We start from the raw sequence: 14,065 nt of genomic DNA on the forward strand, positions 1-14,065 counted from the left end.
TCGAAGTACGGGACTAGAGTCTGCCGACATGCAACTGAACAGAGACTTCCTGATCTCCACCGCCGTCCAGGCCACGGGCCTTTCGGACTTTGGCGAGTGTTCCTGGTCGGAGGGGCTCGACCGACTGCTCGGTGCGCTCGACACGGAGGCCGGGCTTACCGACCTCGGCCGGACGGTGGCGGCGCAGGACATCGGCGCCCACATCGCCAACCGGTTGCGCATCGTGGACTGGTGCTCCCGCGCCCCGGAGACCGCCGAGCGCGAGGTGAAGGCCCCGCTCGTCATCGCCGGCCTGCCCCGTACCGGCACCACCATCCTCCATGACCTGCTCGCCCAAGACCATGAGCGGTACCGGGCGCCGCTGACCTGGGAGGTGGCCCGGCCGGTGCCCCCTCCGGCGGCGGCGACGTACGACACCGACCCGCGGATCGACGAGGTGCAGGCCGAGTTGGACATGAGTAACCAGTTGGTGCCGGACCTGATGAAGTTCCATCCGGTGGGCGCGCGGCTGGCGCAGGAGTGCGTGCGCATCACCGCATCCGACTTCCGCAGCATGACCTTTCCGGCGCAGTACCGGATTCCCGGTTACATGCGGTGGCTGCTGAACGAAGCGGACATGGCCCCGGCCTACCGCTGGCACCGTTCCTTCCTCCAGCACCTCCAGGTCGGCGAGCGGCCTCGGAGGTGGCTGCTCAAGGCGCCCGCACACACCTGGCACCTGCCGGCGTTGCTCGCGGAGTACCCGGACGCGGTACTCATCCACGCACACCGCGACCCGCTGCGGGTCATCGTCTCCGTGAGCGAACTGGTCACCTACCTTCGTGCGGCGGTGAGCGAGGGCCGGACTCACGCGGAGACCGCCTCCGAGTACATTGAGCCGCTGCTGGACGCCCTCGCCCGCTCCGAACAAGCCCGCGCCAACGGTCTGCTGGCGCCGGGGCGGGTGATCGACATCCGGTACCGGGAATTCGTGGCCGATCCGCTGCGCACGATCCGCGAGATCTACGAACGGCTGGGTACGTCGCTCTCCGCCACCGCTGAGCAGGCGATGCGCCGCTTCCTGGCCGCCCACCCCGCGGACACCGGCCCGCGCTACAACTTCGGGAGCACCGGTCTGGACGCGGAGGCCCTGCGGGACCGGGTCCGGGGCTACCAGGAGCGGTTCGGCGTGGAAGACGAACCGCTGGCGTGACCGGCCACCACTGTGACGTTGTTCAACTTTTAGTCCGCGGGCTGTGTCCTGATCGCATTGTGCTAGAAGATTGCGACGGACAGTCGCATCCTCAATGGCTGGAGACAACGTGGGGGACACCCGCACTGATTCACTGATGGAACCGCCCGCTCTGGACGGCGGATTACCCCTGCTGGGACACACCCTGGCATTCGCCAAGGACCCGGTCGCCCTACTGCTCGACGGCCACAGGCGGTTGGGGGAGGTGTTCGTCGTCCGCATCGCCGGGCGCAGGTTCACCGTCCTGAGCGGCCCCGCCGCCACCGACGCCGTCTTCCGTACCTCCGACGAGACCGTTGGGCGCCGCAGGGCCTACAGGTCGATGACTCCGGTGTTCGGCGAGGGCATGCTCTTCGATGCCTCGCCGGCCGATTTCGACGAGCAGATCGCGCTGATCCTTCCGGCCCTGCGCGGAGGCGCGGTTGAGGGGTACGCCCCCGTGATGCAGCGCGAGGTCGAGGACTACCTCTCCGGCTGGGGACCGACGGGGCGCGTCGACCTGGTCGAGGCGATGAGCGAGCTTTCGGTGAACATCGCCGTCGAGTGCCTGATCGGCGCGGAGTTCCGCCGCCGGGTCGGTCCGGACCTGGTGCGCCTATTTCGCGACCTGAAGTCGGCGGGCCGGGCCTCGTGGCTGGTCCACCCCCACCTCCCGCTCCCCGCCTTCCGCCGCCGCGACAGGGCACGCAGCGAGCTGATCGAGCTCATCCTGGACGCTGCCAGGTCGATCCAGCGCGACGGCCCGGAGGCCGGACGCTTCGTCAGCACGCTGATGTCCTCCCGATTCCGGGACGGCACTGCGGTGCCGGAGGAAGTCGCCGCGTCCCTTCTCTTGGCGATCATCGTGGCGGGCGAGCACAACACGGCGGCTCTGGCGTCCTGGACGGGCGCCCTGCTGCTGCGGAACCCCGAGTGGCTGGCCGCGGTCCTCCGTGAGCAGGAGGAACTCTCCGGCGACGCCGACGGACCCCGGGCCGTTCATCAGGACCTGCGTCGGATGGACGTACTGCGCCGGTGCATGATCGAAGCCGAACGCCTACACCCGCCGACGACCGTGCTGCTGCGCGACGCGGAGCAAGAATTCAGCTACGGCAGTTACCGGATCGCCCGCGGCAGCAGGGTGATGGTGTCCCCCACCGCCTCGCACCGCCTGCCGGAGGTCTTCACGGAGCCGGAGCGCTACGACCCCGACCGGTTCTCGGCCGAACGCGCCGAGCACCGCGGGACACCCCAACCGATGCTGGCCTTCGGTGGCGGCCGCCACCGCTGCACCGGGATGGCCTTCGCCTACCAGGAGATCCAGATCATCTGGAGCTGCCTGCTGCGCGGCTACGAACTTGAACTCGTGGGTGACACGCCGCGTCCTGACTACTCCGCGGTCACTGCGGTACCGCGCAGCCCCTGCTGGGTCCGCTACAGCCGCCGGGGCGGTCCGCAGGACGACGGTGGCGCGGCGCGGTGCGCGACCACCTGACAAGAGCGCTGACCACCCGGATGACCGATGCGACGCACTCCCTACGGGAACCCGCAGGCCCGAGCTGGGGTCGCTCTGCTCCCGATCCCGGGCCTGCGCACCAGCACCTGACAGGAACCTGATGCACGAGAAGAATTGCGCACCGCCGAATTTTCCGAGCGGCATCCGGCTCTACCGAGCAACCTTCACGAACTGGTCGGGGCAGGTGGTCGCCGGGGGAGTGTGGACGTGCGCGCCCGCGGCGCCCTGTGATGTCGTCACGCTCGCCAACTGGGCCCGCGCCAACGGCTGGCGGCTACGCCCTCGCGGCGGCGGCTACAGTTGGTCGCCGCTGGTGGCTTGCTCGGGCAGTCCCACCAACACACTGCTGGTGGACACAACAGAGCATCTGACGGCGGTTACCGTGCACCCGGGGAGCCCGGCAAGCGTCACCGCGCAGCCGGGCGTCAGCATGGACGCGCTGCTCGGCGCTCTCAAGACCGTCGGCTACGGGCTCACCGCCTTTCCTGTTCTCGGCGCCGCGTCACTGGGCGGCGTCCTGGCGACGGCGGGGCGCGGTACAGGGGTCCCCGCGAACGGTGAGACACCGCTCGCGGGCCATACTTACGGCTCGGTGGCCAACCTCGTGACCAGCCTCACCGCCGTCGTGTGGGACGGAAACGCGGCGTGTTACGTTCTGCGGACCTTTCAGCGGAGCGAGCCACAGATCCAGGCCCTGCTCGTGAACCTGGGCCGGGCCTTCGTCACCGAGGTGACGCTCCGGGTCGGAGCCGACCAGCGGCTTCGCTGCCAGAGCCGCTTCGATGTCAGCGCCGACACTCTCTTCGCGCCGCCCGCCGACGCCAGCCCGCATTCGCTCGCTTCACATGTCAAGCGTTCCGGCCGTGTGGTGTGCATCTGGTTCCCTTTCACCGCCACGCCGTGGCTACGGGTGTTCACCCCCATGGCCTCCAAGCCGCGGCGGTCCAAAGAAGTGACCGCACCGTACGCCTTCAGGTTCAACGACATCGTCCCCAGGAGCGGATCAAAGCTGCTGAGCCAAATCGCCGCCGGAGCCGGGTCGCTCACACCAGTGTTCACCCGGGCACAGATGAACGCCGTCCGTGCCGGCCTGACCCTCACCAGGACATGGGATGTCTGGGGCTGGTCGAGCGACCTGTTGCTGAACGTCCGCCCGACCACCGTGCGGATCACCTCCGCCTGTTGGAACGTCATGACCAGCAGGGACCGGATCCAGCAGGTCGTCAGCGAATTCCACACCGCCTACACCGCATGCCTGGAAAAGTACCGGACCCGCGGCAGCTTCCCCGTCAACGGCCCTTTGGAGATCCGGGTGACGGGCCTGGACCAGCCAGCCGACTGCGGCGTCCCCGGCGCTCTCAGCGCACAGCTCTCCCCGTTGCGCCCGCGCCCCGATCACCCCGAGTGGGACGTCGCGGTCTGGTTCGACATGACAACCGTGCCGATCACTCCCGACTGCCACGCCTTCTACGCCGACATGGAGCAGTGGATCAGATCCCACTACACCGGCTCCTACGCGGCCGTACGCCCCGAGTGGCCCAAGGAATGGGCCAGCACCTCGACCGGAGCGTGGACCGACAGGACGGCGGCGCGGAGCGCAATCCCTGACTCCTACCGGGCGGGGCAGCCGGCCGACGACAACTGGGACACAGCGCTCGCGACATTCAGCGCCCTGGACCCCGCCGGCGTCTTCAGCAGCGACTTCCTCGACGAAGCGCTGCTGTGAGCGAGCGACACGACCATCTCCGTCTGCGCTGCGGACGGGGGCTCGCCCATGCGGCATGCACCCCGTGCGGCTCTTGAAGCCTCCGGCATCCAGCGCACGCACCCCGTTGTCGGCACCTCTCCGCCAGCACTCGACGCGTCGGCGCACCAGTACTGAAAGGCAACGACATGAACCACGGATCCAAACCCCTGTTGTCACGCCGGACCTTCCTCGGCGCAGCCGCGGCCGGTGCCGGACTCGGTATGACGCAGTGGACGCCCGCCTTCACTATCACTCCGGCCGAGGCCGCTGACGCGTCACCACCGGACTTCCCCGGCTCCATGGAGGTCTACCAGCAGGCATGGTCCAACTGGTCGGGAGAGATCCGCGTCAGCTCCGTGTGGACCTGCTCCCCCAGGACTCCCCAGGACGTCGTGACGTTGGCGAACTGGGCGCACGCACAGGGCTGGCGTCTGCGCGCGCGTGGAGCGGGCCACGGCTGGTCGCCGCTGCTGGAAGCCAGCGGGGCCGCCGCCGACGTCCTCATGGTCGACACCACCCGGCATCTGACCGCGGTCAGCGTCGCCGGTGGATCCCCCGCCTGCGTCACCGCGCAGTGCGGCGCGACCATGCTCTCCCTGCTCACCGCTGCCGAGGAGGCCGGCTACGGCCTGACCAACGTTCCGGCCGCCGGAGACGTCACCCTCGGCGGGGTACTGGCCATCGGCGGCCACGGTAGCTCCGTACCCGCCGAAGGAGAGGAGCTCCTGGCCGGGCACACATACGGCTCCGTCAGCAATCTCGTCGTCTCCCTCACCGCCGTCGTCTGGGATTCCGCGGAAGGCGCGTACGTGCTCAAAACCTTCGAGCGCGACGATCCGGACATCGGTGCCTTCCTCGTCAACCTGGGTCGAGCCTTCCTCACGGAGGCCACACTCCGGGTCGGACCGAACACCCGGCTGCGGTGCCGGAGCAGCTTCACGACGTCGGCGGACGCCCTTTTCGCGCCGCCGGCGAGCGCTGGCGACAACTCGTTCGCGGCGCTGGTGAAACGGTCCGGAAGGGTGGAGACGATCTGGTTCCCCTTCACTGCGGCTCCCTGGCTCAAGGTCTGGACCGTCAAGCCGACCAAGCCGCTGCTGTCCAGGCAGGTCGACAGCCCCTTCAACTACACCTTCTGCGACTGGGTCAGCCCGGAGACGTCCGACTTCGCCTCGGACATCGTCCGCGGCAACGTCGCGGTCACCCCAGCCTTCGAGAACCTGCAGTTCGGCAACTGCAGCCTGGGATCGATCACCACCGCCACGTGGGACATCTGGGGATGGGCGAAGAACACCCAGCTGTACGTTCGCCCCACCACACTTCGCGTCACCGCCAACGGGTACGCCATCCTGTGCGCGCGCGGGGACGTCCAACGTGTCGTCAGTGAGTTCTACGACTACCTCAGGACGGTGTTGGCCGACTACGAAAAGGCCGGGCAGTACCCCATGAACGGCCCCTGGGAGGTCCGCGTCACAGGCTTGGACGACCCGGCCGACTGCGGGGTCGCGGGTGCCGTTTCGCCGCTGCTCAGCGCGGTCCGCACCCGTCCGGACCAGCCCTCGTGGGACACCGCGGTATGGATGGACGTGCTCAGCCTCCCCGGAACACCGCAGTCCCAGAGGTTCTTCCGCGAGGTCGAGCAGTGGGTGCTGTCGAACTACACGGGCGACTACGCCGGGGTCCGCGCCGAATGGTCCAAGGGCTGGGGCTACTCCGGCACCGCCGCCTGGTCCGACCCGACGATGCTCGCCGACACCGTTCCCGCCTCCTATCGGGAGGGTCAGGAGGTAGGCGGCACCTGGGACACCGCGAGGGAGATCCTCGGCCGCTACGACCCGGCCCGGATCTATTCCTCCCCTCTGCTGGACGCCCTCATGCCCTGACTGCCGACAGCTGTGTCTCACAGCGCGGCACGTCCCAGCACGCCGGGCTGTGGGACAGGGGGCACCGTGGGGGCGTATGGGGAGGTGAGTGTCACGAAGTGCTTCGCGGACGCAGGACGATCACCGGCAGCGGACGGTGGGTTTCCTGGGCGAGATGGTGGTACCGCCCGCGGTTGGCGGTATTGACGAGGTTTCACAGGCGTGAGTCGTCAAGTACGAAGTCCGTCGCTACGTCGGTTGGTACCGGCACATCACACTGGCCATGCTCGCCCACGCCTTCCTGGCCGCCACGGCGCACCAGGTCCGGGAAAAGGGGGGCGGCACCGGTGGGACAGCCGGGCCAATCGAGTTCACAGTGGCGAAGGTTCGGCGACTCCTGGCAGCTTGTCGTCCCCGACCGCCGCACCTTCGTGGCCGCCGAGGACGACACCACGCGCTGAGTTGGTCGAACTGGCGCCGACGACGCCAAGCGGTCGCCCGCCACTGTCACTACCTGCGGCGCTATCGCACGATCGAGGGGCGGCCTGCCGAAGGCCACCCCTGACCACTCCGCGGCCCGCTACACTCCAGCCGCCCAGCCAAACCCGCAGGTCAAACAGCAAAATACTGCTGGAGTACTAGGGTCCGTCTTCAAACGGATCTTGCCCAGAGCAGGAATGACGCGAGTGTGACCGCCGCTTCGTAGGAAGCGGCGGTCTTCTCGTATCTGGTGGCGATGCCACGGAAGCCCTTGAGCCGGTTGAAGCAGCGCTCAATGACGTTGCGTCGGTGGTAGATCTCCCGCTCGAACCCGGGCGGCCGCCCGCCGCGATGGCCGCGATTGTGCCGGTGCCGTCGCTGGTCGGTCTTCTCTGGGATGGTGTGTGCGATGCCGCGTTTTCGCAGGTAGGCGCGGAAGCCGCGCGAGCTGTAGGCCTTGTCTGCGATGACGTGGTCGGGACGGCAGCGTGGTCGGCCCGGGCCAGTTCGAGGGACGTGGATCCGTTCCAGAAGGGGGCGAGCGCAGATGCTGTCGTGCCGCTGGCCCGGGGTGACCAGGACGGCGAGAGGACGGCCGCGGCCGTCGCAGGCGAGGTGGATTTTGGTGGTCAGGCCTCCTCGGGATCGGCCGAGGGCGCGATCGTCCGGTTCGTCCTGCCGGTGCTGCCCCCTTTTCGGCCGGTGGCGGCTGCGTGCTGGTGGGCGCGGACGACGGTGGAGTCGATCTGCACCAGCCAGTCGATGTCACCGGCCGCGTCGGCCCGGGCCTGGATCTGCTGCAGGACCCGGGTGAACACGCCGTCCAGGGCGTAGCGACGGAAGCGGGTGTAGACCGTCTTCCACGGACCGTAGCGGTCCGGCAGATCACGCCACGAGATGCCGGTCCGGATCTTGTAGACCATCCCGTTGACGACCTGCCGGTCCTCCACACGAGGCCGGCCTGTCGCGGCCCGCGGTATCAACGGAGCGAGCAACTCCCACTCTTGGTCGGTGAGTTCATGACGGCGTACCACCCCACCATGATCCACCGTCTGACGATCTTTGAAGACGAACCCTAGGGTGCGTTTCATATGTGGATCTTGATGTGTCAAGATCCCACTTCGTGGGGCGGCATGATCTGACGAATACACAGTGGGCGAAGCTGGAGCCCCTGCTCCCGGTCGGCAAGAAGCCTGGACGGCCACCGGTGCACACCAAGCGGCAACTGATAGACGGCATACGGTGGCGCACCCGCGCCGGTGCTCCCTGGCGGGACGTGCCCGAGCGCTATGGCCCGTGGGAGACGGTCTACGGCCTGTTCCGCCGCTGGCAGCGGGACGGCACCTGGCACCGCATCTTCGAACAGCTGCAGGCCCAGGCCGACGCCGAGGGACTGATCACCTGGGACGTCTCGGTGGACTCGACCATCGCCCGCGCCCACCAGCATGCGGCCGGCGCCCGCAAAAAGGGGATCTGCAGACCGAGCCGCCAGGCGGTGTGTTCATCGAGCCCGACGACCACGGGCTCGGACGCTCCCGGGGCGGGCTGACAACCAAGCTCCACCTGGCGGTCGAGCAGGCCCAGAAACCGATGTCGCTGGTCATCACGGCAGGACAGCGCGGTGATTCCCCGCAGTTCCAGGTGGTCTTGGGCCGCATCCGGGTGCCCCGGCTCGGGTCGGGCCGCCCGCGCACCCGGCCGGACAAGGTGCGTGCCGACAAGGCGTACGGCTCCCGCGCGAACCGTGCCTACCTGCGCAAGCGCGGTATCCGCTGCACGATCCCGGAGAAGCGCGACCAGATCGCCAACCGCAAGAACCGCGGCTCCCACGGCGGCCGGCCACCTAAGTTCGACAAGGCCGACTACAAGGAGCGCCACGCGGTCGAGTGCGGAATCAATCGCCTCAAGCGGCACCGCGCTGTCGCCACGAGATACGACAAGTTGGCAGTTCGCTACGAGGCGACCGTGCTGGTCGCAGCCATCAACGAGTGGCTGTGACCAGCACTTTCAAAACGCACCCTAGCAGGTCACAGCCGGTCCGATCCCGTAAAGTCGCAGGTCAGAAAGGTGCTCCAGGAATACCCGGCGTACAGCCCGACTCGTCTGCCGCCACCTGCGGCTTCGCCTTGGGAAGGGCCTCTGATCCGCGACGGAGGCCCTTTCCGGTCTTTCAGGGGCTTGCGCGTTACTGATGTTGAACTCGTGATGTCGTGACGTTGTTCAGGCGGGTCTGATGGTCAGGCCGGTCTCGGCGAGGCAGCCGTCTATGAGGTGGCTGCGGTACTGGATGTGCCGCAGGCCGCGTCGGATGCGCTGGATGAGGTGTTCGGGAGTGCTGAAGGCGACGTTGGACAGCCAACCGCGTCGCAGGAGCGACCAGATGCCTTCGACGGGGTTGAGGTCGGGTGCGTAAGGCGGCAGGTAGCAGATGGTCAGCCAGTCCCTGGAGGCGGCGAACTTCTGTAAGTCGGCGGCCTTGTGGACGTTGAGATTGTCCCAGATGAGCACGATCGGGCCGCCGAGCTGCTGGTGTGCGGCGATCAGCAGGTCCCGGTAGTCACGCCAGGAGAAACTCCTGCGTCCGTCGCGTCGGCCGTCGTCCCGACGCGGCCGGTAGATCAGCCTCGAGCGTTGGCCGGGTTTGTAGCAGGTCAGGGCGGCGATAGAGATACGTCTGCGGGAGCGGCCGCGGACCCGTACCACCGGGGTGCGGCCACGTTGTGACCAGGTCTTCGCGTGCGGCGGCGTCATGGAGAAGCCGGCTTCGTCTTCGAAGACGAGCCAGGCTCCACGGGCCGCCGCGAGTCTTCCGCGCAGGGCCAGGTCTCCTTCACCCAGCCGGCCACAGCTTCGTCATCCCGCTCGATGGCGCGTCGGGCTGGGACCTGGCAGGACCAGCCGTTGCGGACCAGCAACTTCCGCACGCCCTGGATGGTGTAGGTCAGGTGGAAGCGCCGGCCGATCACGGTCTTGACCCGCGCCAGGGTCCACCGCTGGTCCTCCCAGCCGTGTGCGGCCGGCCCCTTGGCCAGCTCTGCCTCCAACTGCGCGAACTGCTTCCCGCTCAGCCTCGGCAACGACGCCGGCCCCTGCGACCGCAGAGCACGCGGACCGCCCTCCTCCCACGCCTGCCGCCATCGCTGCACCGACCGGACACTGACACGCAGGTCTTTGGCGATCACCGAGCTCGCATCGCCCCTGGCGAACCGCTCGGCCGCCTGGAGGCGCAAGTCCTCACGGAACCGCTGCCGTTCGGCGGTCAGCCCGCCACCCTGTGGATACCGCATGTCCCGGTGATACCGCAGGGGACAGCGGCCCGTCAGCCCCTACGACATCACGCATTCAAACTCAGTAGCGGTAGTTCGTTAAGACCGTGTCCTACGTGGTGAGGCGGACGAGACGCTTGTAGCAGCACAAGGCCGCGGCGAGACCGAGAAAGGCCAGGTAGTTGCGGGGATTACGTTCGTAGCGGGGGCTGAGTCTGCGGTAGCCGGACAGCCACGACATCGTTCTTTCGATCACCCACCTGCGGCGGCCCAGCCGTTCGCTGGACTCGATGCCTTTGCGGGCGATCCGGACTCCGATGCGCTTGCCGTGTAACCATTTCCGCAGGTCCGGTCGATCGTAGGCTTTGTCCGCGTGGAGGCGCTGAGGCTTGAAGTACCGGCCGCGATGGGGGTCGTGTCTCGTTTGGTGACCCGCCACCATCGGCTTCAGACCTTCGCTGTCGTGGGTGTTGCCGGCCGAGACGCCGACGACCAGGGGCAGTCCGTTCGCGTCCGACAGGATGTGCATCTTGGAACCCGGCTTGCCCCGGTCCACGGGGCTCGGACCTGTGTGTTCGCCCCCTTTTTTAGCCCTGACGTGGGCGGTGTCGAGGACTACACGGGTCACCTCGACCAGGCCGGCGTCGTCGAGCCGGTGCAGCACAGCCTCGTGCAATCGGCCCCAGACGCCGGCTCTGGACCAGATCAGGAAGCGGCGGTGAGCGGTCGACTTCGATATGCCGAAGCAGGGCGGCAGAGCCCGCCAGGCACAACCGCTGACCAGCACGTAGATGATCGCCGCGAACAGCGTCTCATCAGGCGTGTCCTGTGTACCGCCGCCCTGTGGCCGCACCTTCGACGGCGGGATCAGCGGCTTCGCGATCTCCCACAGCCCATCCGGAACAATCCAACTCCACGTATCCCGCCCCATGCCCTGCCCAACGTCCGCCTCACCACGTAGGACACGGTCTAAGGCGTCGTCTCATTTGGAGCGCGAGGTAGTCTGCACCGTGTGGTGATGGTCGAACGCATGGTGCCGGATGAGTTGTGGGAGCTGTTCCAGCGGGTTGTTCCATCTGCTCCATTGAGGCCGCAGGGCGGTGGCCGGCGCCGGTACGGGGATCGCGAGGTGCTCGCCGCGATCATCTTCGTGGCCACGACGGGCTGCACCTGGCGGCAGCTACCACCGGTCTTCGGCCCTTCAGGACCGACCGCGCACCGGCGCTTCACCGAGTGGAGTGCCGCCCGGGTCTGGGCGAAGCTTCACCGCCTCATCCTCGACGAGTTGGGCTCGCGCGGAGAGCTGGACCGGTCGCGATGTGCGATCGACTCGGTGAACATGCGGGCCCTGAAAGGGGGGACCTGACAGGTCCGAATCCGGTGGACCGGGGCAAGAAGGGCTCGAAGATCCACTTGATCACCGAGCGGACCGGTTTACCCCTCTCGATCGGGATCTCCGGCGCGAACCTGCACGACAGCCAGGCACTCGAGCCGCTCGTGCGCGGCATCCCGCCGATCCGCTCCCGCCGCGGCCCGCGCAGACGACGGCCCGCCAAGCTGCATGCGGACAAGGGCTACGACTACGACCACCTGCGCCGATGGCTGCGCAAGCGAGGCATCCGCCACCGCATCGCCCGCAAGGGCATCGAGTCCTCGACCCGACTGGGCCGGCATCGCTGGACGATCGAGCGCACGATGTCCTGGCTGGGCGGCTGCCGACGTTTGCACCGCCGCTACGAACGCAAGGCCGAGCACTTCTTGGCCTTCACCGCCATTGCCTGCAGCCTCATCTGCTTCCGCAGACTCGCCAAATGAGACGACGTCTAAGACCGTGTCCTACGTGGTGAGGCGGACGTTGGGCAGGGCATGGGGCGGGATACGTGGAGTTGGATTGTTCCGGATGGGCTGTGGGAGATCGCGAAGCCGCTGATCCCGCCGTCGAAGGTGCGGCCACAGGGCGGCGGTACACAGGACACGCCTGATGAGACGCTGTTCGCGGCGATCATCTACGTGCTGGTCAGCGGTTGTGCCTGGCGGGCTCTGCCGCCCTGCTTCGGCATATCGAAGTCGACCGCTCACCGCCGCTTCCTGATCTGGTCCAGAGCCGGCGTCTGGGGCCGATTGCACGAGGCTGTGCTGCACCGGCTCGACGACGCCGGCCTGGTCGAGGTGACCCGTGTAGTCCTCGACACCGCCCACGTCAGGGCTAAAAAAGGGGGCGAACACACAGGTCCGAGCCCCGTGGACCGGGGCAAGCCGGGTTCCAAGATGCACATCCTGTCGGACGCGAACGGACTGCCCCTGGTCGTCGGCGTCTCGGCCGGCAACACCCACGACAGCGAAGGTCTGAAGCCGATGGTGGCGGGTCACCAAACGAGACACGACCCCCATCGCGGCCGGTACTTCAAGCCTCAGCGCCTCCACGCGGACAAAGCCTACGATCGACCGGACCTGCGGAAATGGTTACACGGCAAGCGCATCGGAGTCCGGATCGCCCGCAAAGGCATCGAGTCCAGCGAACGGCTGGGCCGCCGCAGGTGGGTGATCGAAAGAACGATGTCGTGGCTGTCCGGCTACCGCAGACTCAGCCCCCGCTACGAACGTAATCCCCGCAACTACCTGGCCTTTCTCGGTCTCGCCGCGGCCTTGTGCTGCTACAAGCGTCTCGTCCGCCTCACCACGTAGGACACGGTCTAAGGACCTGTCGGCGGAGTGTTCCTCGGGCCACGGAAGTGCGGGTCATGGCGGAACGGAGCGACGGGCTTGAGTACGGCTCACGGGCGGATATGGGTCGGCATCGACGCCGGCAAGGGGCACCACTGGGCGGTGGCGGTCAACACCGACGGCGAGACGGTGTTCTCGACGAAGGTGGTCAACGACGAGTCGCAGATCCTGACGCTCATAGCGGCAGCCCGGGAGAAGGCCGGCGAGGTGCGGTGGGCGGTGGACATCTCCGGCCGGGCCTCCGCCCTGTTGCTGGCCCTGCTCGTCGCGCACGGTCAGCAGGTCGTCTACGTGCCCGGCCGCACCGTCAACCGGATGACCGGCGCCTACCGGGGCGAGGGCAAGACCGATGCCAAGGACGCGCTCGTCATCGCCGATCAGGCCCGCGTGCGACGGGACTTTGCTCCGATCGAGACCCCGCCGGAGCTGGTCTCCACGCTCCAGCTGCTGACCGGCTACCGGCGTGACCTGATCGCCGACCGGGGCCGGCTCATCAACCGGCTGCGTGACCTGCTGGTGGGCATCTGCCCGGCTCTGGAGCGGGCTTTCGACTACTCCGCCGTCAAAGGCCCAGTGGTCATGCTGACCGAGTACCAGACGCCGGCCGCCCTGCGGCGGATTGGCGTCAAGCGACTGACGACCTGGCTGGAGCGCCGAAAGGTCCGCGGAGCTGACACGATCGCGGCCAAGGCAGTCGAGGCCGCCCAGTCCCAGATGACCGCACTGCCCGGCGAGAGCCGGGCCGCGAAGCTGGTGCGCGACCTGGCCCACCAGCTCCTGGCACTGGACGAGCGGATCAAGGACAACGACCGGGAGATCCACGAGACCTTCCGCACCGACGACCGCGCCGAGATCATCGAGTCGATGCCCGGCATGGGTCCCATCCTGGGCGCCGAGTTCGTCGCCATCGTCGGTGACCTGTCCGGCTACCGCGACGCCGACCGGCTGGCCTCCCACGCCGGCCTGGCCCCAGTGCCCCGCGACTCCGGCCGCCGCACCGGCAACTACCACCGGCCCAAGCACTGCAGCCGGCGCCTGCGCTGGCTGTTCTATATGTCCGCGCAGTCCGCGATGATGCGGCCCGGCCCCTCGCGGGACTACTACCTCAAGAAACGCGCGGAGGGGATGGTCCACACCCAGGCGATCCTCTCGCTCGCCCGACGGCGCGTGAACGTGCTGTGGGCGATGCTGCGTGACAAGAGGCTGTTCACCCCCGTCCCGCCGGTCACGCAGGCGGCTTGACACGATCATTGAGATTCT

The 14,065-nt window shown here is 67.9% G+C and carries 11 protein-coding genes; 8 read left to right on the top strand and 3 right to left on the bottom strand.

Annotation, left to right across the window (positions count from 1 at the left end; translation table 11 throughout):
* Positions 1-28: 28 nt before the first annotated feature.
* From STRIP9103_RS43585 to STRIP9103_RS43600, 4 genes are all read left to right on the top strand, one after another.
* Positions 29-1,192 carry a sulfotransferase family protein gene (locus STRIP9103_RS43585; RefSeq protein WP_009342197.1) on the top strand — a complete coding sequence of 388 codons (1,164 nt, stop codon included), beginning with the start codon at positions 29-31 and terminating at the stop codon, positions 1,190-1,192.
* 136 nt (positions 1,193-1,328) lie between these two features.
* Complete coding sequence (locus tag STRIP9103_RS43590; protein ID WP_048822188.1) at positions 1,329-2,705, top strand: cytochrome P450; 1,377 nt, start codon at positions 1,329-1,331, stop codon at positions 2,703-2,705.
* 121 nt (positions 2,706-2,826) lie between these two features.
* Positions 2,827-4,452, top strand: coding sequence for a cholesterol oxidase substrate-binding domain-containing protein (locus STRIP9103_RS43595; protein ID WP_100244145.1), 1,626 nt, complete (start codon positions 2,827-2,829; stop codon positions 4,450-4,452).
* Between the two features lie 167 nt (positions 4,453-4,619).
* Positions 4,620-6,356, top strand: a complete 1,737-nt coding sequence (locus STRIP9103_RS43600) for a cholesterol oxidase substrate-binding domain-containing protein (RefSeq protein ID WP_009342084.1) — start codon at positions 4,620-4,622, stop codon at positions 6,354-6,356.
* 630 nt (positions 6,357-6,986) lie between these two features.
* Here the strand turns inward: STRIP9103_RS43600 and STRIP9103_RS48045 are convergent.
* Positions 6,987-7,906 (bottom strand): IS5 family transposase gene (locus STRIP9103_RS48045; protein WP_100244023.1). Its coding sequence is split into 2 segments (ribosomal slippage): positions 6,987-7,490 and positions 7,493-7,906, totalling 918 coding nucleotides; the frame shifts between segments, so codons are not numbered across the junction.
* 32 nt (positions 7,907-7,938) lie between these two features.
* Here STRIP9103_RS48045 and STRIP9103_RS48050 point away from each other — a divergent pair.
* A protein-coding gene (locus STRIP9103_RS48050; RefSeq protein WP_234022174.1) for an IS5 family transposase occupies positions 7,939-8,813 on the top strand; the annotation gives its coding sequence in 2 pieces (ribosomal slippage) (positions 7,939-8,320 and positions 8,320-8,813; 876 coding nt in all).
* Positions 8,814-9,035: 222 nt separating this feature from the next.
* Here STRIP9103_RS48050 and STRIP9103_RS53815 read toward each other — a convergent pair.
* Positions 9,036-10,102, bottom strand: a protein-coding gene (locus tag STRIP9103_RS53815) for an IS630 family transposase (RefSeq protein WP_445081954.1) whose coding sequence is annotated in 2 segments (ribosomal slippage) — positions 9,036-9,656 and positions 9,659-10,102 — 1,065 coding nt in all. Because the reading frame shifts where the segments join, the coding sequence is not laid out codon by codon here.
* A 91-nt stretch (positions 10,103-10,193) separates the two neighbouring features.
* Positions 10,194-11,012, bottom strand: coding sequence for an IS5 family transposase (locus STRIP9103_RS48055; RefSeq protein WP_009300981.1), 819 nt, complete (start codon positions 11,010-11,012; stop codon positions 10,194-10,196).
* Between the two features lie 87 nt (positions 11,013-11,099).
* Between STRIP9103_RS48055 and STRIP9103_RS43640 the strand changes: the two genes are divergently transcribed.
* The 3 genes from STRIP9103_RS43640 (at position 11,100) to STRIP9103_RS43650 (ending at position 14,047) form a co-directional block, all read left to right on the top strand.
* Positions 11,100-11,896, top strand: a protein-coding gene (locus tag STRIP9103_RS43640) for an IS5 family transposase (protein ID WP_106437500.1) whose coding sequence is annotated in 2 segments (ribosomal slippage) — positions 11,100-11,435 and positions 11,438-11,896 — 795 coding nt in all. Because the reading frame shifts where the segments join, the coding sequence is not laid out codon by codon here.
* Positions 11,897-11,947: 51 nt separating this feature from the next.
* A complete protein-coding gene (locus STRIP9103_RS48060) occupies positions 11,948-12,766 on the top strand; it encodes an IS5 family transposase (RefSeq protein WP_009300981.1) in 819 nt (272 codons plus the stop codon).
* Positions 12,767-12,844: 78 nt separating this feature from the next.
* Positions 12,845-14,047, top strand: a complete 1,203-nt coding sequence (locus STRIP9103_RS43650) for an IS110 family RNA-guided transposase (protein ID WP_009342114.1) — start codon at positions 12,845-12,847, stop codon at positions 14,045-14,047.
* The last annotated feature ends 18 nt before the right edge of the window (positions 14,048-14,065 follow it).

This window comes from Streptomyces ipomoeae 91-03 (genome assembly GCF_000317595.1).
In the GTDB taxonomy this organism is placed as follows: Bacteria; Actinomycetota; Actinomycetes; order Streptomycetales; family Streptomycetaceae; genus Streptomyces; species Streptomyces ipomoeae.